The organism is Saccharopolyspora sp. NPDC049357, from assembly GCF_040677225.1.
Lineage (GTDB): Bacteria > Actinomycetota > Actinomycetes > Mycobacteriales > Pseudonocardiaceae > Saccharopolyspora.
Map to the genome: position 1 here is coordinate 119,968 of NZ_JBFAQJ010000004.1, position 25,574 is coordinate 145,541.

The 25,574-nt window shown below is 66.9% G+C and carries 23 protein-coding genes, 1 tRNA gene and 2 pseudogenes; 10 read left to right on the top strand and 16 right to left on the bottom strand.

All coding sequences use genetic code 11. The features are described from left to right. Window positions 1–253 precede the first annotated feature (253 nt). The 3 genes from AB0J91_RS05165 to AB0J91_RS05175 all read right to left on the bottom strand — a co-directional run bounded on the left by AB0J91_RS05165 (window position 254) and on the right by AB0J91_RS05175 (window position 3,469). A complete protein-coding gene (locus AB0J91_RS05165; RefSeq protein WP_132619748.1) occupies window positions 254–592 on the bottom strand; it encodes an RNA polymerase-binding protein RbpA in 339 nt (112 codons plus the stop codon). Between the two features lie 479 nt (window positions 593–1,071). Continuing rightward, window positions 1,072–2,478 carry an MFS transporter gene (locus tag AB0J91_RS05170; protein WP_363864309.1) on the bottom strand — a complete coding sequence of 469 codons (1,407 nt, stop codon included), beginning with the start codon at window positions 2,476–2,478 and terminating at the stop codon, window positions 1,072–1,074. A 106-nt stretch (window positions 2,479–2,584) separates the two neighbouring features. Continuing rightward, window positions 2,585–3,469 carry a glycerophosphodiester phosphodiesterase family protein gene (locus AB0J91_RS05175; protein WP_363864311.1) on the bottom strand — a complete coding sequence of 295 codons (885 nt, stop codon included), beginning with the start codon at window positions 3,467–3,469 and terminating at the stop codon, window positions 2,585–2,587. A gap of 98 nt (window positions 3,470–3,567) precedes the next feature. Between AB0J91_RS05175 and AB0J91_RS05180 the strand changes: the two genes are divergently transcribed. Continuing rightward, on the top strand, window positions 3,568–3,930 hold the full coding sequence (locus AB0J91_RS05180; protein ID WP_363795654.1) for a hypothetical protein: 363 nt from the start codon (window positions 3,568–3,570) through the stop codon (window positions 3,928–3,930). A 131-nt stretch (window positions 3,931–4,061) separates the two neighbouring features. Further along, window positions 4,062–4,694 carry a hypothetical protein gene (locus AB0J91_RS05185; protein WP_363864312.1) on the top strand — a complete coding sequence of 211 codons (633 nt, stop codon included), beginning with the start codon at window positions 4,062–4,064 and terminating at the stop codon, window positions 4,692–4,694. Here the strand turns inward: AB0J91_RS05185 and AB0J91_RS05190 are convergent. Together AB0J91_RS05190 and AB0J91_RS05195 are read right to left on the bottom strand one after the other, a co-directional pair. Beyond that, a complete protein-coding gene (locus AB0J91_RS05190; protein WP_363864314.1) occupies window positions 4,691–5,650 on the bottom strand; it encodes a tyrosine-type recombinase/integrase in 960 nt (319 codons plus the stop codon). The two genes, AB0J91_RS05185 and AB0J91_RS05190, sit on opposite strands and share 4 nt — an antisense overlap. Window positions 5,651–5,708: 58 nt before the next feature. Further along, the gene (locus AB0J91_RS05195) at window positions 5,709–7,061 is read right to left on the bottom strand and encodes a M20/M25/M40 family metallo-hydrolase (protein ID WP_132684213.1); all 1,353 of its coding nucleotides are present in this window, start codon (window positions 7,059–7,061) and stop codon (window positions 5,709–5,711) included. A 120-nt stretch (window positions 7,062–7,181) separates the two neighbouring features. Here AB0J91_RS05195 and AB0J91_RS05200 point away from each other — a divergent pair. Beyond that, window positions 7,182–7,267 (top strand) — tRNA-Leu (locus AB0J91_RS05200). Here AB0J91_RS05200 and AB0J91_RS05205 read toward each other — a convergent pair. The 6 genes from AB0J91_RS05205 to AB0J91_RS05230 form a co-directional block, all read right to left on the bottom strand. Next, window positions 7,249–9,015 carry a recombinase family protein gene (locus tag AB0J91_RS05205; RefSeq protein ID WP_363864316.1) on the bottom strand — a complete coding sequence of 589 codons (1,767 nt, stop codon included), beginning with the start codon at window positions 9,013–9,015 and terminating at the stop codon, window positions 7,249–7,251. The two genes, AB0J91_RS05200 and AB0J91_RS05205, sit on opposite strands and share 19 nt — an antisense overlap. A gap of 151 nt (window positions 9,016–9,166) precedes the next feature. After that, window positions 9,167–11,317: a cell division protein FtsK gene (locus tag AB0J91_RS05210; protein WP_363864318.1), complete on the bottom strand. Its 2,151-nt coding sequence runs from the start codon at window positions 11,315–11,317 to the stop codon at window positions 9,167–9,169. After that, the gene (locus AB0J91_RS05215) at window positions 11,314–11,943 is read right to left on the bottom strand and encodes a hypothetical protein (protein ID WP_363864530.1); all 630 of its coding nucleotides are present in this window, start codon (window positions 11,941–11,943) and stop codon (window positions 11,314–11,316) included. Before AB0J91_RS05215 ends, AB0J91_RS05210 begins: the two co-directional genes overlap by 4 nt. A 59-nt stretch (window positions 11,944–12,002) precedes the next feature. After that, the gene (locus AB0J91_RS05220) at window positions 12,003–12,335 is read right to left on the bottom strand and encodes a hypothetical protein (protein ID WP_363864320.1); all 333 of its coding nucleotides are present in this window, start codon (window positions 12,333–12,335) and stop codon (window positions 12,003–12,005) included. Next, window positions 12,335–12,682 carry a WhiB family transcriptional regulator gene (locus tag AB0J91_RS05225; RefSeq protein ID WP_363864322.1) on the bottom strand — a complete coding sequence of 116 codons (348 nt, stop codon included), beginning with the start codon at window positions 12,680–12,682 and terminating at the stop codon, window positions 12,335–12,337. Before AB0J91_RS05225 ends, AB0J91_RS05220 begins: the two co-directional genes overlap by 1 nt. Next, the gene (locus tag AB0J91_RS05230) at window positions 12,682–12,885 is read right to left on the bottom strand and encodes a helix-turn-helix domain-containing protein (protein WP_363864324.1); all 204 of its coding nucleotides are present in this window, start codon (window positions 12,883–12,885) and stop codon (window positions 12,682–12,684) included. Before AB0J91_RS05230 ends, AB0J91_RS05225 begins: the two co-directional genes overlap by 1 nt. A 181-nt stretch (window positions 12,886–13,066) precedes the next feature. Here AB0J91_RS05230 and AB0J91_RS05235 point away from each other — a divergent pair, with 181 nt between their 5' ends. From AB0J91_RS05235 to AB0J91_RS05255, 5 genes are all read left to right on the top strand, one after another. Next, entirely contained in the window at window positions 13,067–13,450 is a 384-nt protein-coding gene (locus AB0J91_RS05235; RefSeq protein ID WP_363864326.1) for a helix-turn-helix transcriptional regulator, read from the top strand. Between the two features lie 204 nt (window positions 13,451–13,654). Continuing rightward, a complete protein-coding gene (locus AB0J91_RS05240) occupies window positions 13,655–15,184 on the top strand; it encodes a transcriptional regulator (RefSeq protein ID WP_363864532.1) in 1,530 nt (509 codons plus the stop codon). After that, window positions 15,184–15,540, top strand: coding sequence for a signal peptidase I (locus tag AB0J91_RS05245; protein WP_363864328.1), 357 nt, complete (start codon window positions 15,184–15,186; stop codon window positions 15,538–15,540). Before AB0J91_RS05240 ends, AB0J91_RS05245 begins: the two co-directional genes overlap by 1 nt. An 812-nt stretch (window positions 15,541–16,352) precedes the next feature. Then, window positions 16,353–16,649: a hypothetical protein gene (locus AB0J91_RS05250; protein WP_363864330.1), complete on the top strand. Its 297-nt coding sequence runs from the start codon at window positions 16,353–16,355 to the stop codon at window positions 16,647–16,649. A 532-nt stretch (window positions 16,650–17,181) separates the two neighbouring features. Continuing rightward, the gene (locus AB0J91_RS05255) at window positions 17,182–17,802 is read left to right on the top strand and encodes a TMEM175 family protein (RefSeq protein WP_363864332.1); all 621 of its coding nucleotides are present in this window, start codon (window positions 17,182–17,184) and stop codon (window positions 17,800–17,802) included. Window positions 17,803–17,836: 34 nt separating this feature from the next. On the opposite strand, the gene AB0J91_RS05260 is transcribed toward AB0J91_RS05255, so the two are convergent. Continuing rightward, a complete protein-coding gene (locus AB0J91_RS05260; RefSeq protein WP_363864334.1) occupies window positions 17,837–19,471 on the bottom strand; it encodes a transcriptional regulator in 1,635 nt (544 codons plus the stop codon). A 233-nt stretch (window positions 19,472–19,704) separates the two neighbouring features. Here AB0J91_RS05260 and AB0J91_RS05265 point away from each other — a divergent pair, with 233 nt between their 5' ends. Beyond that, a complete protein-coding gene (locus AB0J91_RS05265) occupies window positions 19,705–20,196 on the top strand; it encodes a hypothetical protein (protein ID WP_363864336.1) in 492 nt (163 codons plus the stop codon). Between the two features lie 953 nt (window positions 20,197–21,149). Here the strand turns inward: AB0J91_RS05265 and AB0J91_RS05270 are convergent. The 3 genes and pseudogenes from AB0J91_RS05270 to AB0J91_RS05280 all read right to left on the bottom strand — a co-directional run. Beyond that, window positions 21,150–21,356: pseudogene (locus tag AB0J91_RS05270) on the bottom strand (helix-turn-helix domain-containing protein); the annotation flags it as partial. A gap of 78 nt (window positions 21,357–21,434) precedes the next feature. After that, on the bottom strand, window positions 21,435–21,671 hold the full coding sequence (locus AB0J91_RS05275) for a hypothetical protein (RefSeq protein WP_363864338.1): 237 nt from the start codon (window positions 21,669–21,671) through the stop codon (window positions 21,435–21,437). A 490-nt stretch (window positions 21,672–22,161) separates the two neighbouring features. Then, entirely contained in the window at window positions 22,162–23,064 is a 903-nt protein-coding gene (locus AB0J91_RS05280; protein WP_363864340.1) for a LysR family transcriptional regulator, read from the bottom strand. A 128-nt stretch (window positions 23,065–23,192) separates the two neighbouring features. Here AB0J91_RS05280 and AB0J91_RS05285 point away from each other — a divergent pair, with 128 nt between their 5' ends. Then, the gene (locus AB0J91_RS05285; protein WP_363864342.1) at window positions 23,193–24,536 is read left to right on the top strand and encodes an MFS transporter; all 1,344 of its coding nucleotides are present in this window, start codon (window positions 23,193–23,195) and stop codon (window positions 24,534–24,536) included. Here AB0J91_RS05285 and AB0J91_RS05290 read toward each other — a convergent pair. Beyond that, a pseudogene (locus tag AB0J91_RS05290) lies at window positions 24,509–25,316 on the bottom strand (IS5 family transposase). The gene AB0J91_RS05285 and the pseudogene AB0J91_RS05290 overlap by 28 nt on opposite strands. Window positions 25,317–25,574 lie beyond the last annotated feature (258 nt).

Consider the following 25,574-nt stretch of genomic DNA (forward strand, 5'->3'; position numbering starts at 1 on the left):
GAAGCCGGTTTCTCAGTGCCCCACCTGATCAACCGGCACCGCCGCGGGTTCTGACACGTCTTCTGGGGAGGACAGCCGCAGCGCCGCGGATCGACATACTCAAGTCGCGGATCCCGGAGCCAGAAGGCGTGTCAGGTTCCGCCACCCGCACCGCTGAGCAACAAGACCACTGAGTAGTTGATCAGGAGAAAACCAGAAAAACACGTAAGCGCCCGAGCTGAGCTCGGGCGCTTGCCATGCCTGTATGCGAGTTCTACCGGCCGCGACGGGCGCGCAGAAGCTCCAGTCGCTCGTTGAGCAGCTCTTCCAGCTCCGGGATCGTGCGTCGTTCGAGCAGCATGTCCCAGTGGGTGCGCGGCGGCTTGACCTTCTTCTGCTCCGGCTCGTTGCCGTCGATGATCTTGGACTCGGTGCCGTGCAAGCGGCATTCCCAAGTCGGCGGGACCTCGGCGTCGTCGGAGAAGGGCACCTCGAACTCGTGGCTCTTGGGGCAGGCGTAGCGCACCGTCCGGCGCGGTGCGAGGTCGTGGTTACGGTCGGTCTCGTAGCTGACAGCTCCGAGCCGGCTGCCACGCAGAACGCGGTCGGCCATGACGGTTCCTTTCCCTTCGGCCCGGGCTGAGAGCCCGAGCGGTTGTGCTCACCGTGTGCAACGACGGAGTACCCGTCATCTGTTCCCGGCGTCGTGTTGCTGGTCGCCGTCGGTGACATTGTTCACCCGTCAACAACGGCTGTCCTCCTAGAGACGCGGTCGAGCGGCGTTCGTGACGCGTTCTCCCGACAGCAATCTACAAGTGGGTTCGAACGGGTGATAGTGCCAGATGTCCGGTCACCATCGCCAAGCAGGACCCTGGATTGTTAGTCATTGTGGGATGCAGATCACGACCCGTATGGCCGATCCCTTCATCCACTACGTGACCGTTCGTAGTGCCATGATCCTCCCCGTGATCACAACGCAGCGTACTGGCATATTCCGTTTTTGCGGATTCCCCAGCACTCCTAGATCACCAGCATGGAGCAATGCCCGCTCGATCGCGAGACGAACACGCCTGATCACTCTGCGCACACGCGCTAGAGCAGTTCCGGTGCCCGGTTGCCCACCGCCTCGATGGCCCTGCGGACCGGCACCAGCGCGACCAGCACCAGGCCGACCGCGAAGAACACCACGAGCGAGATGATGGCCAGCCGGAACGAACCGGTCGCCTGACCGACGCCGGCGAACACCAGCGGCCCCAGCCACGACGTCGAGCGCTCCCCCACCTCATAGAGGGAGAAGTACTCGGCTTCGCGGCCCGGTGGGATCATCTGGCTGAACAACGAACGGGACAGCGCATTGGTGCCCCCGAGGACCATGCCGATTCCCACGGCCAGTCCGTAGAACTGCATCTCCTGCCCGGCCTGCACGAAGTAGGCGGCCACCAGCACGAGCAGCCAGGTCGCCAAGCTGACCAGGATGGTCTTCTTCGCGCCGATGCGGCGGGCCAGCACGCCGTGCAGCACGCCGCCGACGAAGGCGATGAACTGCACGATCAGCAGCGTCACGATCAGCGAGTCCTGCGGCAGCTTGAGCTCCAGGCTGCCGTACTGCGCCGAGACCTGCGACACCGTCGAGATGCCGTCGGTGTAGATCCAGTAGGAGCCCAGGAACGCCAGCGTGAGCGGGAAGTGCTTGGCCTCGCGCAGGGTGCCGATCAGCTGCTTGAAGCCCGCGGTGACCGCCGCGGCCCCCTTGTCACCGCCCTCGGCGGCCTTGTGCCGGCGCAGCGCGGTCAGCGGCAGCAGCGTGAACACCGCCCACCAGATGCCCGAGGAGAAGAAGATCAGGCGCACCGCCGCGGATTCGGACAGGCCGACGGCGTCGTGCCCGAGGTAGATGACCAGGTGCAGCGCCAGCGCCGTGCCGCCGCCGAGGTAGCCGATCGCCCAGCCGCGGGTGGAGACGTTGTCGCGCTCGTCGGCGTCGGCGATCTCCGGCAGGAACGAGTAGTAGACGACGATCGAGGCGCCGAAGCAGATGTTGCCGATGATGAACAGCACCACGCCCAGCTGCCAGTTCTGCCCGGCGACCAGGGCCAGCAGCCCCGTGGTGATCGCGCCGCCGAAGGCGAACAGCGCCAGCATCAGTCGCTTGTTCCGGGTGCGGTCGGCGATCGCGCCGGTGATCGGCAGCACCACCACCTGCACCACCGTGGCCACGGAAAGCAGGTAGCCCCACAGCGAACCGGCGGGGAAGGTCAGCCCCACGATCGAGATGTCGCAGTTGACCAGCGAGTTGTCGCCCGCGCAGGCGTTGAGCCCGTTGCGCGCGACGTCGGCCTTGGCCGCGGCGGTGGCCACCGAGGTCAGGTAGAGCGAGAGGAAGACCGTCGTCACCGACGTCGGGAAGACCGAGTTGGCCCAGTCGTACCAGCACCACCCGCGTTGTTCCCGGCGGCGCTGCGCGGCCCCGGGTGCCGCTTCGCTGTCCATCACGCTCATTCCGTTCGGTCCTCCGCGGAGTGGATCACTCGATTGGAGGCACCATACTGGCTACCGGTTCCCGCGTGAGACGCACTTCGCACAGGTTCGGAGAAACGTCGTCCGCTCAACTCCGGGCGCCGTCGCCGACCCGCTCCCGCAGGAGCCGGTTCAGCAGGTCCGGGCGGTCGGTGACCAGCCCGTCCACGCCCAGGTCCAGCAACCGCAGCATCTCCGACGGCTCGTCGACCGTCCACACGTGCACCTCGACACCCCACCGATGAGCCAGCCCGACGAACCGCTCATCGACGACCTCGAGCCCCTTGTGCCGCGCGGGAACCTGCACAGCGGCACCCCGGATCAACCCCCGCTCACCCCCCTGACCGGATTTCCACTGAAGTCCGGGACCGGATTTCAGTGGAAGTCGGAGTCCGGATTTCCACTGAAATCCGGTCAGGGAGGTGCGCATCGACCGTGGTGGTGCCCACGGGAGCCGGGACCACGCCCACAGCGCCGCCACGCCGCGCTGGCCGGTGGAGGTCAGCAGCCTCGGGCCGCCCACCTTGCGCAGCAGGGTCAGACGCCGGTCGACGAAGGAAGCCAGGCACACCCGGTCCCAGGCGTTGTGCCTGCGCACGGTCCGCAGCACCGGCCCGGTGGCGCTGTCGGCCTTGACGTCGATGTTCAACAGCAGGTCGGGGAACTCCTCCAGCGCCGCGTCGAGGCTCGCGACCGGTTCCCGTCCGGCGATCCTGGCGCGCGACACCTCCGAGAACGGCAGGCTCGCGATGTCGCCGTCGCGATCGGTGGTGCGGTCCAGCGACGCGTCGTGGTGGATGACCGCGACACCGTCGCTGGTGGCGTGCACATCGGTCTCGATGTAGCGGTAGCCCTCGTTCGCGGCGGCGCGGAAAGCGCTCAGCGAGTTCTCCATCTCGGCCAGATCGCCGAGGTGCCAGCCGCGGTGGGCGAACGCGCGCGGCCACGGCCCGTCCAGGAAGGGATGCGTCACGGTCGCCACTCTGCCGCACGCAGGTGACCAGCCGGTGTCGGGCCGGTGGCGTCGCAGTCGGCGTGGCGACGCCGACAAGATCACCGGGGTTGACTAACGTGATCACCGTGGACAACTCCGTCGAGCCCACCCGACGAGCTCGCCAGGTGCGTCACTGCGCCTGGTGCGGCAGGCGCGTACCCGACTCCGGACGGCAGGGCAGGCCGCGCCTGTACTGCGCGCAAGCCTGCCGGCAGCGCGCCTACGAGCGCAGGACGGCGGTGCAGCGCGGCGGGCTCCCCGAGGACTCGGTGGTGCTGTCGGCCGCCGAGCTCGCTGATCTGCAGGATCGCCTGTTCCAGCTGCGCTGCGCGGCCGAGGACGTGGTGACCGCCGTCGACGACGACGCCGACCAGTCGGACCTGCGCAAACTCGCGGCCCAGGTCGTGGACGTCGCCGCTGAGCTAGAGCGCCTGCGCTGAACTCCCGAACGCCACCACGCGCACCCGGCACGCCCCACGAGGGGTCCGTTCCATCCCTGGGACGAACGGAGCATTGTGCCGGCATGCGCAGGTGGCAAGATGAACAAATCCCCGGTGGCGAGGAAACGACGGTGCCCGCACGTCCTGCGGTCCGCGGCTTGCGTCGCGTCGACCTGCTCAGTCGCGATCCGATGGCTGCTGCCCTGTTCTACCGAGTCGTGCTCGACTGGTCGCCGGTGCCCGTGGAGACCGGACTGGACTGCTGGGTGGGCAACCGCCGCTGCGCCTTCATCCGCAAACCTCGCGCCGACGAGACCCCCGGCTTCCGCCTGGTGTTCGCCGGCGCCCCGACGGACTGCTCGCTGACCGGCCCGGACAACGCGCTCGCCCAGGTCACCAAGGGACGCGCCCAGCACGGCCCGCAGGCACCCGAGCCGCGCCCGGGAGAACCGTGCTGGGCCGAGCTGTCCACGACCGACCCGGCCCGCGCCGACGCGTTCTGGGCCGAGACCCTCGGCTGGACCGTCGAAGAGGGCACCTACGTCTCGGGAGGGCGGGCGATCGCCGGGCGCAGCGAGGCCACCGGTGACGCGGGCTGGCTGTGCTACTTCGCGGTCACCGACCTCGACGAGGTCGCCGAGCACGCGGCCGAACGCGGCGGCGAGGTCGAACGCCTCGACCACCCCGCGCTGGGCAAGGCGATGCTGCTGACCGACGACTCCGGCGCCCGCATCGGCCTCGCCGAAACCTCCACCTGGGGCTAACCGAGCTCGCCGAGAACCCGCAGGGTGCGGTTGGCCTTCACCGAGAGCCGCTGCTCGCGGGCGGTGACGTCGATGTAGGTCTGGCTGGAGTTCATCGACGAGTGGCCGAGCAGCTTGGCGATCTCGGCGGCGCTGGCACCGTCCTCGGCGAGCCGGGTGGCGAAGGTGTGCCGCAGGGCGTGCACCATCGCCCCGGGCTGCACCCGGTCGGACACCCCGGCGGCCTGCAACGACCGCCGCACCAGGTATTGCAGGCCACCGCGCTGGAGCTTCTCGCCCCGGTGGTCGACGAACAGCGGTTCGGCGCCGGGGAGCCGGTTGCCGAAGCGCTGCTTGCGGGTGCGCAGGTAGGTCTGGACGAGCCCGTCGAGGCTGTCCTCGATGGGGATCGAGCGGCTCTTGCCGCCCTTGCCCTGCACGTGCAGCCGCCGGTCACCGGCCCGGCCCGCCAGCGACGCCACGGTCAGCTCCAGCAGTTCCGCCGAGCGCACACCCGTGCACAGCAGGGTCGCCAGGATCGCCAGATCGCGTTCAGGCCACGGGTTCCGGGCCTTGCGGACCCCGGCGGCGACCTGGCGCAGCAGGCGCTCCGGGGTCTCCTCCCCCTGCAGCGGTTTCGGCGCGGCGGGCGCGCTGCGCGGCTTGGGCACCACCTGCATCGGGTTGCCCGACACCGCACCTTCGACGACGCCGAAGCCGAAGAAGCCGTTCCACGTCGACCAGGCCCGCGTCACCGTGGCCGCCGAGCGCCGCGCGGCGAACCGCGCGAACGCCGAGCGCAGCATCGACGGGTCCAGGTCGTCGGCCGCGATCCTCTCGGCGGGTGTGCCGGTGAGCTCGACGAGCTCACCGGCCACCGACTCCAGGTCGCGTCGGTAGGCGCGCAGCGAGTTGGCCGCGAGCTTGCGAGCCTGCAAGTGCTCCAGGTAGCTCTCCACCAAGCGCGCCAAGTCCACGCCACACCTCCCGACACGATGATCAACTGCGGGAGATGTAACCAGACGGCACCGACAGTCAGCTGTTGCGGATGAACCGGTCCAGCACCCGCACGCCGAACTTCAGCGCGTCGACCGGGACCCGCTCGTCCACGCCGTGGAACAGCGCGGAGAAGTCCAGGTCGGCGGGCAGCTGCAGCGGGGCGAAGCCGTAGCAGTTCATGCCCAGCCGGGCGAAGGACTTCGCGTCGGTGCCGCCGGACATCATGTAGGGCAGCGCCTTCGCGCCGGGGTCTTCGGCTAGCAGCGAGGCCTGCATCTGCTCGACCAGCCGGCCCTCGAACTTCGTCTCGACCGGCGGCAGCCCGACCCACTCGCGCTCGACGTCCGGCCCCAGCAGGTCGGCCAGCTCCCGATCGAACGCCTCTTCCCGGCCGGGAAGGATCCGGCAGTCCACGGCCGCCTCGGCGACCGAGGGGATGACGTTGTGCTTGTACCCGGCGGTGAGCATCGTCGGGTTGGCGGTGTCGCGCAGCGTCGCCCCGATGATGCGGGAGATGTTGCCGAGCTTGGCCACCGAACCTTCCAGGTCCTCCTCCGGGAAGTCCCAGCCGGTGATCTCGCTGACCCCGTCCAGGAACTCCTGCACGCTGTCGGTCATGACCAGCGGGAACCGGTGGTTGCCGAGCTTCGCCACGGCCTCGGACAGCTGCGTGACCGCGTTGTCCCGGTGCACCATCGACCCGTGGCCCGCACGCGCCCGCACGCGCAGCTTCAGCCAGCGGATGCCCTTCTCGGCGGTCTGCACCAGGTAGGCCCGCACACCGTCCTTGAGCGTCAGCGAGTAGCCGCCGACCTCGCTGATCGCCTCGGTGCAGCCCTCGAACAGCTCCGGCCGGTGATCCACCAGCCACTGCGCCCCCTGGAAACCGCCCGCTTCCTCGTCGGAGACGAACGCGAAGACGATGTCGCGCGGCGGCACGATGCCGTCCCGCTTGTAGCGGCGGGCGATGGCCAGGCTCATCGCCAGCATGTCCTTCATGTCCACGGCCCCGCGCCCCCACACGTAGCCGTCCTGCACCGCCCCGGAGAAGGGGTGCACCGACCACTCGGCCGGATCCGCGGGCACCGCGTCGAGGTGCCCGTGCACCAGCAGACCGCCCCGGGAGGGGTCGGCACCGGGCAGCCGCGCCACCACGTTCGCCCGCCCCACCTGGTCGCCGGCCTCGACGTAGGTGACCTCGTAGCCGACCTCGCCCAGCTTCTCGGCCACGTACTCGGCCGCGGCCCGCTCAGGCACGAGAGTGTCGGCGTCCCCCGTGTTCGTGCTGTCGATGCGGATCAGGTCACTGGCCAGCTGAACGACCTCGTCCTGCGCCAGCGCCAACCCCGCGTCCTGATCAGTACCGGAGATCCCGTTGTGCTCGCTCACCAGGCATTTCTATCACCCGCTGCGCCAACAGGGGGGTCCCTGCGAGGCGCAGATGACCATGAGCTAATCTATTAACACAACACAGCGGGAACGCCCCGGAAACGGCGGCAGACCCGAGATGTCCGAGTGGCGGAATGGCAGACGCGCTAGCTTGAGGTGCTAGTGCCCTACTAATGGGCGTGGGGGTTCAAGTCCCCCCTCGGACACGCACACTATTCACCCGGTTCGCCGGGTGAATTTTTATTTCGGCAGCTCTCTCACCCGGCTCGTACCGAACCTGCAGGTCAACGGACTCGTAGAGGCTGGCCAGCCGCTCGGGTTTGGGGCTCGACAGTGCCGCGCCGACGTCGCCGAGAGAATCGATCCTCGCGTAGACCTCGGTCTCGGAGATCGCTCCGCTCGTCGTCGGTGTGTTCTCCAGTTCGGCACGAGCGGCCGCGCGTTCCGCCTGGGCTGTGTTGATCACATCGGTCAACGCCGCGGGGTCCACCCCGGCACCGATCGCGTCCTGGAACCGGCGCAGCCGGGCCTCGGCGTCAGCCAGTCGCGTCTTGGCCGCCTCAAGGGACGCAGAGGAGGCCCCGTCCGATTCTTGGGACTCAACCAGTGCCGCCACGGTCTGATCGATCTGATCCGGAGCGAACAGGCCACCGAGCCACCCGTTGACGGACTCTCTGAGTAGGTCCTCGCGCAGGTACACCGCCGGCGGGTGCTCGGCCAAGACCGGCGATCCAGGGGCGAGGGTCCGGGCCGGGCACCGGTAGTACATGCCGTGCGCCCGCGGGCTGCCTTCCATCTTCCGACCGCACACCGCGCATCGGACCCGACCTCGGAACAAGTACGTCCGCTTCGTCGGGCGCCCGCTGCGTTCGAGCTTGCGGGCGGTCCGCAACTTGCCTGCGCCTTTCGAACGGCGCAGCAGCTGGGCTTGGGTGAAGTCCTCGACGCTGATGATCTGCGGGTGCGCGGGCTTGCGGGAGCGCACGACGGACTCGCTGCCTGCTCGGCGGAAGCGGATCACGTACCCGGCGGCCACGTCGTCGGAGTCGATGAGCTGTTCCTGCCTGGTCCAGCGCCCGAAGAAGGCGTAGCCGGTGTAGCGAGGGTTCTCGAGGATCGCCCTGACTGTGCTGCCCTGCCACCCATCGGCCAGCCGGTGCCGGTTCTGCTCCGGCCGCCGAGCCGAGGGACACGGGATGCCGTCGCGGTTCAGCCCGTTGGCGATCGCGCGGTCTCCCCTGCCGCTGAGGTACTCAGCAAAGATCCGTCGCACGACGTCGACGACCTCGTCATCGATGGCGAGCACCTTCAGCCTGTACCCGTCCGCAGCCCGGGAGGGGTTCGGGTGCGGGCCGGCGTCCACGACCTTGTAGCCGTACGGCGCCCGACCGCCCTGGTGGCGACCTTCGTTGAGCACCTGAGCATCCATCGCCGCCCGCACGCGGGCCTGCACGTGCTGGCGCTCCGACTCGCTCATGCCGCCGAGCACGTTCATCAACATCTTGTGCGACGGGTTGCGCTCGTCGAACTTCCCCCCGAGCTCCGGTACCCACAGCTCGACTCCGTGGGCGGCGAACTTCGGGGCGATCAGTGAGAACTGGTTGCCGAACCAGCACCGAGTCCCTTCGCCCACCACGACCGCGTTCCACCCGCGGTTTGGATCCTTCAACGCCGCCAGCAGCCGCTGCGCCTCGCGGCGCCGCTCCCACGGCACCGACCGCGACTGCCCCACGTCGAAGTACTCGGCCGCGATCGTGCCGCCCAGCGGTTCGACGAACTTGTTCGCGTTGCCCAGTTGCCATCCCAGGGATGTCTCGGGGTCTTGGTTGTCCTCGGTCGAGCAGCGTCCGTAGAACGCCACGGGCCCGATCCCTTCCTCGACAGGCTCGACCGCGTCGACACCGAGCAGCTCATCTAGCGTCGACCAGGGGTCTCCGCTGATTTCAACAGTCATGTGATCCCTTCATTCGGAGGCCCATCCGGAGCCTCAACCTCGGTCAGCTCGATCAGTATTGCTAGCAGTATGCGGCTCGTTTCCGGCGTTAGTACAGGCAACTCGTCTGGAACCCGCACCGTGACGGCCTCCTCGTCTCGATCGTCGGCCGTCATTGCTGATCAGCCTCCGACTCGCGAGCCGAGCTGATTTCATCAGAGATGCGGTCCACAGCGGCTCTGATGTCGGCGGTGAAGTAGCCGCGCACTCGTCGGAGCTCACCGGTTTCGTCTGGGATCCGGTGTCTGGTCGGTCGGCACTCGAGCTGGCCCATCTGCTTGGCGAAGGTGCCGGGTTCGACTTCCAGCGCTTCGGTCAGTTCGGCGCTCGGCACGAACTCGCGCTGGTCGAGCTCGTCTCCGAGGTGGTCGACGACGGAGGCGAGCGGCTCAGGTAGCTCGACGAGCGTGCGGTCGGATCCGCCTGGTCCGCTGCCCAGCGCCTTGACGACGGCCGCCCGGTCGATCGCGCGCGGCCTGTCATCGCCGGCCGCGTGGCCGCTCAGGGTGCCCGCAGCCTCTCGCAGTGCCCGGCCGCGATCGCAGATCGATCGCCACTCCGCGTTGTCCATGTAGAAGGTCCGAACCGTCACGGCGACCGTGTCGCCGCCGGACTCGGCTTCACCGTCGGGTCGGAGGATGCCGACTCCCTTGTGGCTGGGTAGCAGTGTCGAGGCGTCGAAGCCTCGGGTGTTCATCTGCTCGCCGAGGACGATGTTGGAGTCCCGCCAGTCCATGACCCGCAGCGCGAAGCGGGAGCCCAGCACAGCACGCAGCCGAGAGGGGATGGTGTTGGAGTCCGGTCGCTGCGTGGCCAGGATGACCACGATGCCGACTGCCGGTCCCTTTCGAGCGAGGTAGGTCAGCAGGTCGGCGATGTAGGCGCCGAGCGTGGTCTTCTTGCCTCCGATCTCCTCCTTGGTCGGGTTCTCCAGGTAGACCTGGACCTCGTCGATGATCACCGCGGTGATGGGCATGCCCAGTTCGCGGTCCCGCGAGATGGCCGGGGTGATCTTCGACTCCGGGCAGATCTCGTCGTCCAGCGCGGACATCCGCGAGAACCGCGCCTGCACCTCAGCAACCAGCTCGACCAGGTGATCGCGGACGGCTTCAGCTTGTTCTTGCTCGTCACCGCAGACGTAGCGGTGAGCGACGGCTTCGGCTGCCTGCCAGTCCTTTCCACCTTTGCCGTCGAAGATGTACAGCTGCGTGAACGGATCGAGGATCAGGCCAGCGGCAGGCAGCCTGCTGGCGCAGGTCTTGCCCTGCCGAGGGATCGATCCGACGATCAGCGACGTCCACACCAGCTGCAGATCGATCCGCCGACTGCGCGCATCCCTCCCGAACGGGATCGCCCGCCAGGCATCCCAGTACTCCATGTCCAGCAGCGGGAACCGCAGCGCAGGCCCGGAGTACGGGTCCTCGTCAGCCACCCACAGGAACACCCGACCGGCATGACCACCTCTCCCCCGGACTCGCTCGACGATCAGCTGCAGCTCGTCCACCGCCAGAGCCGACGCCAGTGCTTCGCGGTGCTTGATGACGTCGGCAGCTTTGCGCGTTGCAGGGAGGTCGACGGTGACGGCCCACCCGGAGCCGTCGTGCGCGGCGCGCTCGACGAGGCGAAGCGACTCGTCCTTCCCGATGAGCTTCGCGTCCCGGAACGCGTCGACCAAGATCTGCGGATCCATGGTCCAGGTCAGCGTCCGCGGTCCGGCGAGCACCGGCTTGCGTCCGGGTGCTCCATCTTTTCGTCGTCCGTACACGGCCAACGCGACCGCGCAGACTCCGGCCGCAGCCCACATCGCGTGTCCCCCGTACACGGCGTACCCGACCGCGAGCACCGCTCCGGCGGCCAACGCGACCGCACCGGTCACCTTCCAGCGGAACAGGGTGAGTTCACGAATCTCCACGAACTTGTCCGCGAGCTTCTCGGACTGCTCCGCGGCCTCGCGGTAGTCGTGAACGCGGACCCACTGCCGCCAGCCGCGGACCGCAGCCACCAGCCCACGGACGACTGACCGGACGAACCACCAAGGCGAGCGAATCAGGAACGACAGCCCGTCCATGAGCGTGTGCTTGGCGGCTTGGCGTGACTTCAGCGCTGCAGGCACGCGCGGTGAACGCAGCCACCAGTTCATGAACCGCTGCTTGCGGGTGAGCTGCGGCTCCGGATCCGGAACGTCATCGATCAATTCGGCGTCGAAGACGTGGCGCTCCACCTCTCGAGGCGCCGCCGGAGCAGGCGCCGTCTTGTCGTTCATCGCTGCTCCACCTCCTCGATCAGCGCAGCGGCGAGCCGGGACGACAGACCTCGCGAGCAGCCTGTGACCTCGCGGATCCAGGCAGGCGTGACCGTGATGTCCGGACGCCATGCCTCTCGAGCACGGCCGAGGTACTCGTCGAAGGAGATGCGCCGCTTGGGGTCCGGTGAACGAGGGACAACCGGTTCCGCCACCGGCTCGCCATCGGCATTCACGGATGCTGCGCGGACAGCCGCGGTGAGCTTGTCCCGGAGATCCGTGACCGCTTCGGCAGCGACGAAGACGACCAGTGGCGGCACGGAATGCAGGACCACCATGTCGGCGGCTCTGGCCGCGTAGGCGCCCCACGTGTTCATGACATACGTGGCCGCGAGCGTGAACCACTTCGCGCCACGAACCCAGCCACCGGTGCGGATCCCGTACCGGGCGGTGACCTGCTCGGCCCGCAGAATCGCCAGCAGCACCAGCGACACCATAGGATCGAGCAGCCACGCGGCCAACCACGGCAGCGACCAAGCCTCAGCACCGTTGGCAGCGAAGCTCTGGACGTTGGTCATGGTGAACGCCAGACCGAGCAAGATCCCACTCCAGCACAACCGGTCGACCTGCCTACGCACCTGTTCCACCGCTTCGGCGTCAGGGCGGGTGAGCGGCGAGCGCCGCTCACCCGAGTTCTGCGGCGCGCTCATCGACGCCGCCCCTTCTTCTGCTGCGGCATGTCGACAGCGGTCACGGTCAGCGCTCTGGTCAGCGTGTACGACGCGAACAGAGCCGGGACGCCGAGCACCGCGAGCAGCAGTCCTTCGTTGCCGGGATGCTTGATCACAATCCACTGCACGCCGACGATCACCGCAGCGGTGACCACCACGCGCCCGGTCAGCGACATGAACCGGACGCTCGTCCGAGTGGCTTCGCTGGCCCGTCGGGTGGCCTTCGCACTCGCCCGCCACACCATGACCAGCGCGAACAAACCGCCGAGCACAGCCATGACTTCCACGGGGGTCAGTTGGAGCATCATCACGCAACACCCCTCTCAGCACGCTCGCCGCGGCGAAGCCAGTGCGGGTGCAGCTCCCGACGGTCGTCTTCAGACAGCCCACCCCAGACACCGACGGTGTCGGCACCGCCGGAGCGGAGCTCCAGTTCGAGGCATTCGTCCGCGACTGGGCAGCCCTGGCACATCACAGCGGCGAGCTCACGGTCGGTCAGCTGCTGGTCCAGCCAGGCGGGCTCGTCGGCAGGGAACTCAGCCATGCAGAGGCCGTGGCCGCGCACGCAGCCAGTAAGCAGCGCTGTCGGTGCCCAGCGCAGGCGGTCGAGCCGCCACGCGATTCCGATCAGCCAGAGGTCGTTGTAGGAGGTCATCACTTTCGACCTCCGTCCTGCGCCCCCGCGGCACCGGACAGGAGACGGGTCAGCTCGCTCGCGGGGATGGCGAGGCGCCCGTTCCTAGGCTCGGCCCGCAGCTCGCCGACGCGGATGGCACGGGAAACCGCGGACGACGGGAGGTTGAGGATCCAGGCGGCCCGGCGGACCGAGTAGAAGTCGCGGCGGCCGTTTTTCGGCATGGAAGTACCCATCAGAGAAAGCCCTTCAAAAGATTTGGAAGCTGATTTCAACAGATAATTGCTGATTTCAGCTCTCGATAAGCATGGGGAATCCGGGCCGCGCCCTTTCAGGCGCGGTCATGTCACGAAATGCGTCGCGGAACGGCTAGCCTCTGCGCGAAGGCGGAGCGCGGAGGAATAGGTGTCGGAAGACTGGGCGGCGGTCGCCAAGGCCATCAACGAGCGCGTGAACGAGCTCGGCTGGCGACAGCGAGAGCTCGCGGAGCGCTCGAACGTCTCGCAGGCGATCGTCCGCGAGATCCAGCATCACGTGGTGGAGCGCAGACGCAGCGCCCGCACGCTGGAGTCGCTGTCCATCGCGCTCGGCTGGCACCCCCAGCACCTGCTTTTCCTGCTGCAGGGCCGAAAGCCGCCCGAGACCGACGAACCGATCTCGGACAGCGCCGACACGGTCTGGTCCCGTTTGGACTCGCTCGAGCAGCGCATGGACGAGATCACCGAGCGGCTCGACGACCTCAAGGGCGACCTCGCGACGGTCATCGAGCACGTCCGCAAGAACCGTTAGCGCCGGGTGGTTCCGCTTGCTGATTGCTTCGTTTTCCATGCCTCCAATTCCAGGCCGATTTCGCCGGGAAACCGATGCACGAAAACCCCTCAGCCAGTGCTCAACCGATGCTCAACCAGTGCACAAACCCACCGCGAAGGGCCGAACGCGATGAATGTGGTGTCCAGCTGGACGGGGCGGACTGCCTGCGCGCTGCAAGCGGCGATGCGAATGAGCAACGACGAGTTCGCCGCCCATCTGGGAATCGGTTTGCGTACGGTTGCCGGCTGGCACGAGAAGCCGAACCGCCGGCCGCAGTCGGAGATGCAGCGCACCCTGGACACGGCCCTGGCGCAGGAAGACGACGCGATCAAGGCCCGGTTCGCGGAGCTGGTGAAGGACACCACCGATGCCCCGGCGGAGCCGGCGGTCGACGAGGCCGCAGCGGCCGATGCCGAGAAGCGGCTGAGCGCTGATCCCGATATCGGCGCAGCTCTCGAATGGCTGGACGCGCACGCAGGTTGGACGCCTGGGACCGCACGCAAGGAGGTTGCGACGCGGCTGGCGCGCCTCGACGTGAGCGAACTGGAGGCCAGGGCAAGCCGCCGAGGACGGGTTGATCAGCGCAGCGTCGCCGAGGTGCTCGGCAAGTATTACGGCGCGAAGGCTGGCGTGCATGGCCGGTACGCGGCCCGCTACGACGATGCCCAGACCGAGACGAGCGTTCTAACCTGCCCTGACTGGCTCGATCTGGCATGCCCACTGTTCGCGGCGCACGACCGGCTCAAGGTCACGAGCTCGGCGCACGACGTGTTCGCCGAGCTCGACTCCGACGCGGCCGGCCGCGCGGCGCAGCGACTCGCGGAAACCCTGGCCATGGGGACGCGGCTGGTCGACAAGCCGCTCTACCGCCTGCTCGACATCTCCCCCTCGCCGGATGCGATCAACGGCCTGGTGGGCACGTCGCGGTTCGTCGAGTACGCGGTCACCATGGACCTCCTCGAGGGCGAGCTGGTCGACGCGATCTCATCTGACGCCACGACGGCACACCAGTCGCTGCCGCTGCGCGGCAAGTACCTACCCGACATCTCTTCCGTAACCGACGTCGCCAACCGGCTCTGCGCCGGTGGCCCGCTCGCCCTGTTCGCGATCGCCCGGCCTGCCAGTCCGTTCCGCGGCGAGGCCGACTACGTGCTGCTGGTGCAAGAGCGCTCGGGCAACGTGCTCAACGCAGCACGCCGACTGGCGGTCATCCCCAAGGGCTTCCACCAGCCGATGACCGATCTGCGCGTCGACGCTCAGATCGGTGCGACCCTGCGGCGGGAGGTCGAGGAAGAGCTCTTCGGCCGAGACGAGATCGACAACACGACCAATGAACAGCGCTCCGCAGACCCGATGCACCCGAGCCGGGTGTCGGAGCCAATGCGATGGCTCATGGAGGATCCGAGCCGACTCCGCATGGAGTGCACGGGGTTCGGACTGAACCTCCTGAGCGGCAACTTCGAGTTCGCCAGCCTGATCGTCATCGACGACGAGGAGTTCTGGGAACGCTACGGCGGCCGCGTCGAAGCCAACTGGGAAGCGGCTGGCCTGCACCAGTACTCGAGCCGCGACGGCGACCTGATTTCCGAGCTCATCGCTGATGTAGCGTGGAGCAACGAAGGGCTCTTCGCCCTGCTGCAAGGACTTCGACGGCTCGCCCAGATCGGCGGCGACCGGGTGAGTCTGCCATCGATCGAATGGGAGGTTCGGTAGTGAGCCGCAACTGGCACCACGGAAACGCTGCAGAAGACGGCAGCGAAACCCGCGGCTGGCTACTCGGCCACTTCATCGACCCCACCGAAGGCGGAGTCCGCTCCACCAAGGACCTCGAAGTCAAGTGGGGCACCCACCCCGCCGGCGACAAGCGCCCCGACTGGACCACCGACGACCAGCGCACCACCATGCTCCTCCTCGTCGAAGGCCACTTCCGCCTGCACCTCACCGAGGGCACCGTCGACCTCGCGAAGCAGGGCGACTACGCGGTCTGGGGCCCCGGCATCGACCACTCCTGGGAAGCCCTCACTGACGCCGTGGTCGTCACCGTGCGCTGGCCGTCTGCATCGAACTAGCGCGTGACATTGATGCGTACCGCACAGGGGCCCACAATCCCATGATCTGACGGGTCCAGGTTCCGCTTGCTGTCGTCTGACACCCGGCTGCCAGCATTGCTCGTGATCAGCATGGATTGCGTCCGCAAATGCCAGCCCGGACTTGCCGGTGCGGTTCGTCAGCTCGAAGGTCGCGAGCGCCCACCAGTCGCCGACCCAGGTCTGATGCCAAGCCAGCACGACACCGGGCATGGTCGTGGCGATATCAATGCCACCCACTCGGACTCGCACTCGCACTCGCACTCGCACTCGCACTCGCACTCGCACTCGCAGCGGAGTGTCGCCGTAGCCCACGCCCCGCTGCGGTGGCAGGACCTGCACTAGGCGGATCCAGATCGGTTGCGGAATGTCCGGCCGCCGCCGCGTACCCTGCACTCTCCCCCGCCTTCATTCCCCACCTAGCGCCCTGCCCGACGCGAAGTTTGGTCGGATCGGTCAGAAGCTGCAGCAACCGACCCGCGCCGAGCCTTCTGGATCTTCCCCATCCTCCAGGGCGAAACCCAGGGCATAGAACGTGTGTGCCAAAGGTCGCCAGTGGCGATTACAACCGAGCACTCCCGTCGTCCGGTCGGACAACTCATGCGCCTGCCCTGTGACTGACGGTCAGAAGTTTGCGTGCAGCTGGACGCACTCGCGGTGGTTACTCTCAGTCCGTGGCTTGGGAGTGGATCGGCCAGCTCGGACCAGCGCTAGCACCCGTAGCGACCACCATCTTTGGGTTGAGCCGAGGGCAGGGGCGGCTCCGTAGGAACTTGCGTCACGATGCGGAAGTCTTGAAGGAGTTGCCAGAGGGGTCGAAGGCGCATTCTGAGCTCGAGCGCCATCTGGAATGGCAGATCATGAGGCTCCGTGAATCAGAGGGGGAGGGACAGCGGAACTGGTTTGGCTTTGGCGTCGGCCTGACGCTCGCGGTTGGCCTCAGCTATCTAGCGGTCTTCCTCTTCTCTGAGGAGGGCTGGTGGCGGTGGCTCGGTGTACTTGCGCTCTTGGGCGCTCTATTTGGCTTGGTCGGCATCTTCGCCAGCTTGACCGTTGAGAAGCGGGGCGATAAGGCGCAGACGTCATCCTGACCCCCGCAAGGGAGGGCCTCTGTCCTCACCCCGTCGACCTGGCGAAGCCCTCATCAGGCCGTGTCAAGGGGCAACCGCCGATGGTCACGTGACGCCTGTGCGCGAGCTTGTCCCCTTGACGCGGACTGATAGCCGTTGTGGAGGTCGATGGAGTGAGGACAGAGCAGCCCGACCGAACCGCAGCCGACGTGCCTGTCCCCCTCACCCTGTTGGCCTGCCCGTCCGGCGAAGACATCTCTTTGTGCCTGAGCATGGAGGCTTCTTTTGGCGGAGCCGGGCCGCCCTGCCTTCCCGTTTGGCCGGGGCGCGAGGATCGGCCGCCAGGCCGCATTGCCCGGGGTCCCGCTGCCCCGGCCAGGGAAACAGCAGGCAGGCGGCCCCGCAGGGCCGCGTGTGATCAAGAAAAGGAACTCTGAAAACACGCTCAGCACATCTACGTCGTTGTGCCTGGTAGAACCGCCTCCGATCTCACGTCGGTGGATATCGGCGTGGGTCGCATGCTCGACGGCGGGAATTCAGTCAGTCTCAGAGTGTGGCGGTCGAGGACGACGACTCGGGACAAGACGGGCGGGTGCTCGCCCTGTCCGACGGCGTTTTCGCGATCGCAGCCACCCTGCTCGCCCTCGACATCCGCGTTCCGGAAGGGCTCAACACCCGCAGCCTGCACGACGCGCTGCGCGGACTCGGCCCCGACCTGGCCGGTTATGCGATCGCGTTCCTGGTCATCGGCGTGCTGTGGCTGGGACACCGCGCGTTGTTCACCGAGATCCGGCGCATCGGCCCCTCGGTCGCAGCGGTGAACATGGTGCTGCTGGGCTTCGTCGCACTGCTGCCGTTCCCCTCGTCGTTACTGGCCAACTACGGCGACGAATCGGTTGCGGTGATCAGCTACGCCGCCAACGTTGCCGCGATCGCAGCGCTGCAGCTGGTCATCGTCACCATCGCCCGTCACACCGGGAGCTTCCGCGCTGGGACGCAGCCACTGTCGGCCTACGCACCATCGGCCGTGACGATCGTCGGCTTCGTCGCGTCGATGCCCGTAGCGCTGGTGTCGCCCACGTGGGCGCCGGCCTGCTGGCTCCTGCTGATCCCCGCCCACGCGACCATCGACAGCATCGAGCACCGCAGAGCCCGAAATCCCCAAGAACCGTAGCCGGCGGCCTGCCTCCGAAAGGTCAGGTTGGATCTCAATCGCCAGGGTTGATCTGAATGAAGGGCAGTTTCACTCGTTCATCGCTGCTTTCACGTAGACGGCGGATGCCCTGCAAGTGCGCGAAGATGCCTTCGTTGCTCCAGGACTCGTCTGTGATCAGTTCGCCGACGAGTTGATGGTCAAGGCTGGAGTACACGCGGAGCCCTGACGCTTCCCAGTTCGCTTCGATTTCTCCGCCGTAGCGGGTCCAGAACTCGTCGTCCTCGATGACTAGGAGGCACGCGAACTCGTAGTTGCCGCTTACGAGGTTCAGGCCAAACCCGGTGCACTCCATGCGTACCCGGGACGGGTACGCCATGAGCCAGCGCATCGGCTCAGACATGCGTCCTGGATGCAGTGGGGCAGCTGCGCAAATGCTCTCCACGGTGTTATCGACGTCGGTCCGGCCGAAGAGCTCCTCTTCCATCTCCCGCAGGAGCGTCGAGGTCAGCTGGGCATCCGCGTGCAGGTCGGTCATTGGCTGATGGAATCCCTTCGGGATCACCGAGAGCCTCTGCGCAGCGTTGAGTACGTGGCTTGACCGCTGTTGAACTACGATCGCGAAGTCAGGCTCGCGGCGATACGAGTCTGGCGGGCGTGCGATAGCGCAGAGCGCGAGCACTCCGCCTGCGCACAGCCGCCCGGAGAGGTTGAGGGCGGAGTCGAGGTTCGGCAGGTAGTGGTCCCGCAGCGGGAGTTGGTCTGACGCGCCGGCAGCAAGAGCATCGATCAGCTCGTTCTCGAGAAGATCCATTGAGACCGCGTACTCGATGAACGGCACCGTCCCGACCTCGGCTGAAATTGCGCTTGGTCGGGCCTCCAGGTGCAGCAGCCGGTAGATGGGCATGTTCGCCATCCGAATTCCCTGCGCCGTGGCTTCGGCGAGCCGATCAATCGCTCGGTCTGACGTGACAACATCTTGAGCGACCGATGCGTCGGTGCGGAGTGCGACTTTGTCATTCCCTCTGCCGAGCTGACATCCGAGGTCGAGCCAGCGGTCGCAGGTCAGAACGCTCGTGCGGATCTCGGAGTCGCCGCAGGTAGCGCTGTAGAAATCGTGCCCGGTCTCCGCGGTCCCGTAATAGTCAGCTACTGCTCTGGCGATCTCGCTTCGGCCGACCTTGCGGCGCCGCGCGGGTCTGTCGAGCACTTCGTCGGCGGTCAAAGAGGCCAGGCGGGACGTCACCTTCCGTCGGGTCGTATCAGGGCTCCACCCGCTTCGGGCATCAAGCCACGCGAAAGACTGCGCCATGTCCACCCGCGCATCAGGGGTCTGTACTGCCGGTGTCGTTTCCCGCCGAGCACTAGTCACCGCTGATCCAACGGTGAGGAAAGGTTGCCGCGAGGTGTAAGCGTCCTCGTGCGCGGTGTCAGGCTCTGGAGGAGCCAACAGCACATCGATTCCCACACCGAAGATGGCTTCGAGCAACCTCATCGTCGCCGGTCGAGGTCGTCCGACTGGCCTTCCGCTCGCCGCCTGGCCGGCGACGAGGCGCTGCAGGTGGCGGACGCTCAACGTTCCTGGCTCGTCGTGCTCGCGCGCGAACGCCTCGGCCCACTCCGTGAACTCCTGCAGCGTCTGCCGCCGCTCCCAGATCTTCTGCTCGAGAACCGTGCGCGCCGTCTGCATTGCAACCCCTTCCCCACAGCCGCTCCCGCTATGTCACGGGTACGTCGCCTTCGCGTCGTTCCGCTGACCGAGAGCTGATGTCAGCATGATTTCAGTCTGACATGGACCGCTCACAAACGGTCACGAAATCCCTCCGGCGGCGTTGCGCAACCGCTCCCCGACCGCCGGATGCCGGCCGCGGCCAGGCACACCTCCAGGTCTGGTCGCGGCCAACCCTCGAACGGAGATCACGAGTGAACGCATCAGCAGAGCAGGCCATCTGGTTCCAGTACCGCCCCGGCGTAGTGGTCGATTCCCTTCGCGTTGCCCACTGCGCCGCACCGACCAGCACCAACAGCGTGGTTCAGTCCTGGTGCCGGCTGAAGTTCGATCCTGCAAACCTCGAGGTCGCCGCGGGGCCCGGGGAGCCCGTGACCTCCGAGAAGGCGCCTGCTTGCGCCCCTTGCGCGGCGTGCCTTCTGCGACTCACCGCCGCGACAGATACCGGTACCGTCCCCACCGCGCACGACTCAGAAGCAACCGACGACAGCAAGCTCGCGGTCGTGCTCCGAAAAGCCCAGTGGTTGCTCGACGACGCCGCGCACTACCTCCCACAGGGCACCTACGACCAGCGGGAACGTGACACGCTCGCCGCCACGCTCGACCAGCTCGCTGGGTTGATCCGCGAGCAAGTTCCGGCACACATAGACGCCGCCGAACAGCCACGAACTCAATCTCAACTGTGATGACCAAGACGAGCCCCTGTCAGTGCGGATACAGAACCGCCTGGGCAGGCGATCTCGCCCCGGACTTGCCGACACAACGCCTGCCCCGCATCGACGCCCCGGACCGCGGCGACAACTGGGCATCAACTCGGCCTCCGCTCAGCGTCCTACGCGCGGTGTTGGAAGGCCTCAAGCGGCTCTAACCACTCCAACAGCACAACCGACGGAGCTGAAGAAGAACATGCAGGCAACAACCTGCAAAGGCTGCGGCGAGCCACTACCGCCACCTTCCCCACGCGGCCGCCCCGCCCGCTACCACGGACCGGCCTGTCGGCAGAAAGCACACCGAGCCCGACTACGGGCACGGGCCATCGACCAGGACTGGGCAGCGCTCGATGAGGTCGACGCGGCAATCGCCGACGTACGCCGACGAATGGCAACCGGCCGGGATCCGCGGCCCGCGCTGGCACGCTTGCTAACCGCTGCACTCGGAATCGCCAACATCCACGGTGTGCTTCTATCGACCGAACCACCCGGGCCAGCAAGCGCTGATCGCTTCTAGCCGCCGTGCGATCCGATTGAAATGGCTGTTCAACCCCGGTGCCAACTATATCGACGACGCCGCTACCTATTTGGACAGCTCGGATCGAACACCGACAAGCTGTGGCGGGACTCATCAAAGATGACCGCAGAACGCCCGGCAGCGGAGGGTTTCGGCGAGTTGCTGGCTCTCCAGCGTGCTGGGTTCATGCTGGTGCCGATAGCCCCAGTGTTCAAGGATGCGCAATGGTCGCGGCGGCCGCGGTGCGGCCGAGCATTTCATCGCCGCGGTCCGCTGTGTCTACAACGCGGCCGCTCGCGTACCGCCAGCGCAGTTCACAAGCGCGATCACGGTACGCAAAGATCAAAGAAGACCTCCGCAGCGATCTCCACCGGACTCCGCTCGAACTGATCTTTGAAAACCCAGCTCAGGACCACCGGAACACAACAGCTCTGTCACCGGTCTCAACGGCCGGCCCCGAGCCTTTCGCCGGCCGCTGATACCGAGGCGGTCCGTCGGAAACCAACGCTCGCCGCACCGTGTTCCGCCCGACCCCAAGCCGGCGCGCGATCGCCCGAATCGGCATCCCCTCACACCGATGCAGCCGCCGGATCTCTGCCCAGTCCTCCGCGCTGATCACTCCCTATGTGTCAGGGAGTGGGTCCATTTTCGCCCGCCCACACCGGGTCAGGATTCACCCGTCGGCAACAGCGAGTTCCTAGGTGACGCCCTGATGCGCTGGCAGCAGGCCCGGCACGATGTCGCTGACCGAGCACACCGGGCATGCTGGTGCGCAGGCGCTCGTCGGTGCGCAGCCGCGATCCATGCTGATACCGACCTGTTCGAAGCGATGCCTGGCGGTGCTCGGGCCACCTTCGACGGCCACCAGCAGCACTGACTCCTGCGCGGCCGCACGTCGCAGGTGCCGCGCACCACCGAGGGCGGCCCATTCCACACGACAGCAACGGTAAGACGCAGGAGCTACGCGTCGCGATCGTGTCCTGGTTCGAGTCGAATTCCGTTGCTGACGGCGTCAACGCCGTCTCGGCCTACCTCCGATTCCGAGCCGAAAGGCCATCAGCACCGCCGCCCTCACCACACTCCACCAACCCCGCGCAACATGTCCGCCCAGCAGCCGGGGCGGCCCTGGCCTCCCTGACAACCCGGTCCGCGTCCTCCGCACTCGCGTCGGCAACCTGAGCCAGCACCGCACCCGTTGCCGGGTTGATGTCATCGAAGGTCGCTGCGGCTGCCGACCAGCCGCTGTCGATGAACAAACCCCTGGTGTAGGTATCGGCCGTCGACGTCATGATCTCCTCCTGCAACGTGAGGTGGGCTGTCACGACGCTCGCACCCCTCGACGCGTGCCATTTGCGCACATCCGCAACTGCTTTGATCGTTGGCGCACAGTTGCAGTGGCATACGCCGTGAGCGGAACCGGTCGATCACCGGGCGTGGCGTTCACGGCAGAAGTCGACGAACGCCTGCGCCCTGCGGTGCAATGTCATCGACCTGGGCCAGGCCACCAGGATGCGCTCCTCCCGTACTTCCTCGGCGATCTCCTTGATCACCAGAGGACGTCCCTCGTAGGTCCGGTCGTTCTCCGGGCGCTGGACCAGAACGGCGTACCCCATGCCACGGCCTACGAGGGCACGGGTCATCTCGAAGCTCGTGGGCCGGTAGCGTACGTTCGGCACTACGCCCGCCTGCTCGAAGATGCGGTAGGTGTTGGTCCAGCTCGGTGGGGCGTCGAACTGCACGCACGGTTCGTCGGCCAGGTCAGCGAGTGATACCTCGACAGCATCGGCGAAGCGGTGGTCCGCGGGAAGCAGCACGTGCGGCCGCACCGCGCTGATCACGGTCCGCTCCATCTCAGGATCGACCGCCATGTCGTAGAGGATCGCCAAGTCCAGCTCGCCCTGGCGGAGCCGCTTTTGCAGAACGTCCTGGGTGCCTTCGACGAAATCGATGGTCACCCCTGGGTGGATTTCGCAGAACTCCTGCATCAGTGGCGGCAGCGCGGTCGGCGCGAGCGTCACGTAGCAACCGACCGACAACGTGCCCGCGAGCGTGTCGCCGCCTGCCGCGATGCTCTCCAAGTCCTCCGCACGCCGCAAGAGATCGCGCGCGTACTGCAGGACCTGCGTGCCCGTCGGAGTCAGCGTGACGCCATGGGCCTTGCGACGCACCGCCAACTGCACCCCGAGAGCCCGCTCCAGGTCACCCAAGGCCTGGGAGAGGCCAGGCTGCGAGACCCGCAACACCTCGGACGCACCGCTCAGCGTGCCGACTTCGGCGACCACGACGAAGTACTCCAGCTGGCGGAGCGAGAACCGCACTCCACTCATCAGCTCAGCTTATATTCATCACAGGGTTTTCGTCCTTTTCGCGTGCATATGACAGCTGACACGCTGACTTGCCAACGAGCACGGCTAGCAGCACTCCGCGCTCAGTCTTCTCACTTCAGGAGCCCTGCATGGCAGCAACGACGCGCCTGCGCCGCGGCGCACAGGAACCGGTTGTCAGCCCGATGAAGGTCGCTTCGGCGAGCTTCATCGGAACCGCGATCGAGTGGTACGACTACTTTATCTACGGGATCGCCGCGGGCATCGTCTTCGGTCCCTTGTTCTTCCCTGCTTTCTCCCCCACCGCGGGCACGCTCGCCGCGTTCGCCACCTTCTCGGTCGGCTTCCTCGCCCGACCGCTGGGCGGTGTGGTGATGGGGCACTTCGGCGACAAGATCGGCCGCAAGTCGATGCTGGTGACTTCGTTGGTGCTGATGGGCTTGGCCACGGCCGGCGTGGGCCTCCTGCCGACCTACGAGACGATCGGGGTGTGGGCGCCGGTCCTGCTCGTAGCGCTGCGATTCCTGCAGGGCATCGGCGTCGGCGGCGAATGGGGTGGCGCTGTGCTCATGGCCGTCGAACACGCCCCGCCGGAGAAGCGCTGCTTCTACGGAAGCTTCCCGCAGATGGGCGTGCCCGGTGGCCTGCTGCTGGCCAACATCGTCTTCCTCACCGCCTCGACGGCCTTCCCCGGCGACGCGTTCATCCAGTGGGGATGGCGGATTCCGTTCCTGCTCAGCGCCCTGCTGGTGGTGGTCGGTCTGATCATCCGCTTCAGCGTCTCGGAGAGCCCAGAATTCACCGAGGCCAAGGACAAGGGGCAAGACGTCAAGCTCCCGATCGTCACCGTGCTCCGCGAACACCCCCGCCAGGTCCTGCTCGCGGCAGGCGGCTTTCTCGGCAGCAACGCCATCGGATACATCTTCATGGCTTACCTGCTCTCCTACGGCACCAAGACGCTCGGGCTCTCCCGCGCCACCATGCTGACCACCACACTGATCGGGGCAGCCGCATGGCTGGTGGTCATCCCGTGGGCCGCGCGCCTGGCAGACCGGCACGGCCGCGAGCGCGTCCTGGTGCTGGGGTCATGCGGATTGGCAGCGTGGATGTTCGTCTTCTTCCCGCTGGTCGACACGGCCAACACAAGCTTGATCATCGTCGCCGTGCTGGGAGCTGCCCTCTTCCTCGGCGTCACCTACGGTCCGCTGGCATCCCTGTTCTCCGACCTGTTCGCCACCCGAGTCCGCTACAGCGGCGCCTCCCTGGGATATCAGATCGGCTCCATCCTCGGCGGTGGCATCGCCCCCACTCTGGCGACCGCGCTCTACGCAACGACGAACAGCTCGACACCGGTGTCTGCCTACCTCGTCGTGGTCTCGTTGCTGAGCCTCGGGTGCCTCGTCCTGATCACTCGGGACAGGCGCAAGGTGACCGCTTACAGCTCGTTTCAGAATGATGTTGGTAGTTGGCGGTAGCAGATGAGGGCGCATCCGAGTTGGAGGAGTCCGAGATGGATGTCGGCTCGTCGTTCGTAGCGGGTGCGGAGTCGTTTGAACTGGTGCAGCCAGGCGAAAGTGCGTTCTACGATCCATCGGACGGTGCCGAGTCCGGAGCCGTGGTCGGTGTTCTTGCGGGCGATGCGCGGGACGATTCCTCGCTCTCGCAGGGCTTTGCGGTGGTGGTCGTAGTCGTAGCCGCGGTCGCCGTAGAGCCAGCGGGGCCGTTGCCAGGGTCGGCCGCGTTTGCCGCGGATCGTGGGCAGGGCGTCGATCAGGGGGATCAGTTGGCTACTGTCATGGCGGTTGCCGCCGGTGAGCGTGACCGACAGCGGGATGCCGGCGCCTTCGGTGATTACATGGTGTTTCGTACCGGGGCGAGCCCGATCGACGGGCGAGGGGCCCGTCGCCGCCCCCTTTTCAGCGCCCGTACGTGCGAACCGTCCACCACGGCGGTATCCAGGTCGAGCCGGTCCAGAGTCCGCAGCTGGTCGAGTAATAGCTCGTGCACCGCCTCGAAGACCCGGCCTCGGTCCAGTCCCGCAACCTCCGCCAGCATGTCACCCCGGAACACCCGGCGACCTCGCGTGGCAACTCCCGCCACGTGATCCCGGTCTTGAGCACGAACACGATTCCGGCCAGCGCTGCCCGATCGTCGGTCGGCAACCTCCATGGATGCCGACGGCGACGTGGCGGACGTGGTGGCAGCAACGGTTTCACTCGCTCCCACAAGCCCTCTGGCACCAACTCCTCGATCACCCCAGCAGCATGCCAAAAGATGATCAACCACCGACATCAGACACACCGATCATTCTGAAACGAGCTGTTAACCGGACGTTGGTCGACCCAGCGCGGCCAGCGGTGATCACAGGCTCCCGAACGCGCTTACCGCCACCTGCTGATGCCTGGTTCACGCGCCGCAGCGATGTCCCCGGCGACAAGTCGGCCGCATCAAGCTCTTGCAAAAGCAAATATTCAGAACCGGCCCTAGGCCGACTCTGATCACTGTCGACAGCA

Bases quoted from the DNA above. Each gene is read 5' to 3' on its own strand.
- AB0J91_RS05210 (WP_363864318.1), bottom strand. From the start codon at position 11,317: ATGAACGACAAGACGGCGCCTGCTCCGGCGGCGCCTCGAGAGGTGGAG.
- AB0J91_RS05220 (WP_363864320.1), bottom strand. From the start codon at position 12,335: ATGATGCTCCAACTGACCCCCGTGGAAGTCATGGCTGTGCTCGGCGGT.
- AB0J91_RS05240 (WP_363864532.1), top strand. From the start codon at position 13,655: ATGCGAATGAGCAACGACGAGTTCGCCGCCCATCTGGGAATCGGTTTG.
- AB0J91_RS05165 (WP_132619748.1), bottom strand. From the start codon at position 592: ATGGCCGACCGCGTTCTGCGTGGCAGCCGGCTCGGAGCTGTCAGCTAC.
- AB0J91_RS05280 (WP_363864340.1), bottom strand. From the start codon at position 23,064: ATGAGTGGAGTGCGGTTCTCGCTCCGCCAGCTGGAGTACTTCGTCGTG.
- AB0J91_RS05285 (WP_363864342.1), top strand. From the start codon at position 23,193: ATGGCAGCAACGACGCGCCTGCGCCGCGGCGCACAGGAACCGGTTGTC.
- AB0J91_RS05205 (WP_363864316.1), bottom strand. From the start codon at position 9,015: ATGACTGTTGAAATCAGCGGAGACCCCTGGTCGACGCTAGATGAGCTG.
- AB0J91_RS05170 (WP_363864309.1), bottom strand. From the start codon at position 2,478: ATGAGCGTGATGGACAGCGAAGCGGCACCCGGGGCCGCGCAGCGCCGC.
- AB0J91_RS05225 (WP_363864322.1), bottom strand. From the start codon at position 12,682: ATGACCTCCTACAACGACCTCTGGCTGATCGGAATCGCGTGGCGGCTC.
- AB0J91_RS05230 (WP_363864324.1), bottom strand. From the start codon at position 12,885: ATGCCGAAAAACGGCCGCCGCGACTTCTACTCGGTCCGCCGGGCCGCC.
- AB0J91_RS05260 (WP_363864334.1), bottom strand. From the start codon at position 19,471: ATGCAGACGGCGCGCACGGTTCTCGAGCAGAAGATCTGGGAGCGGCGG.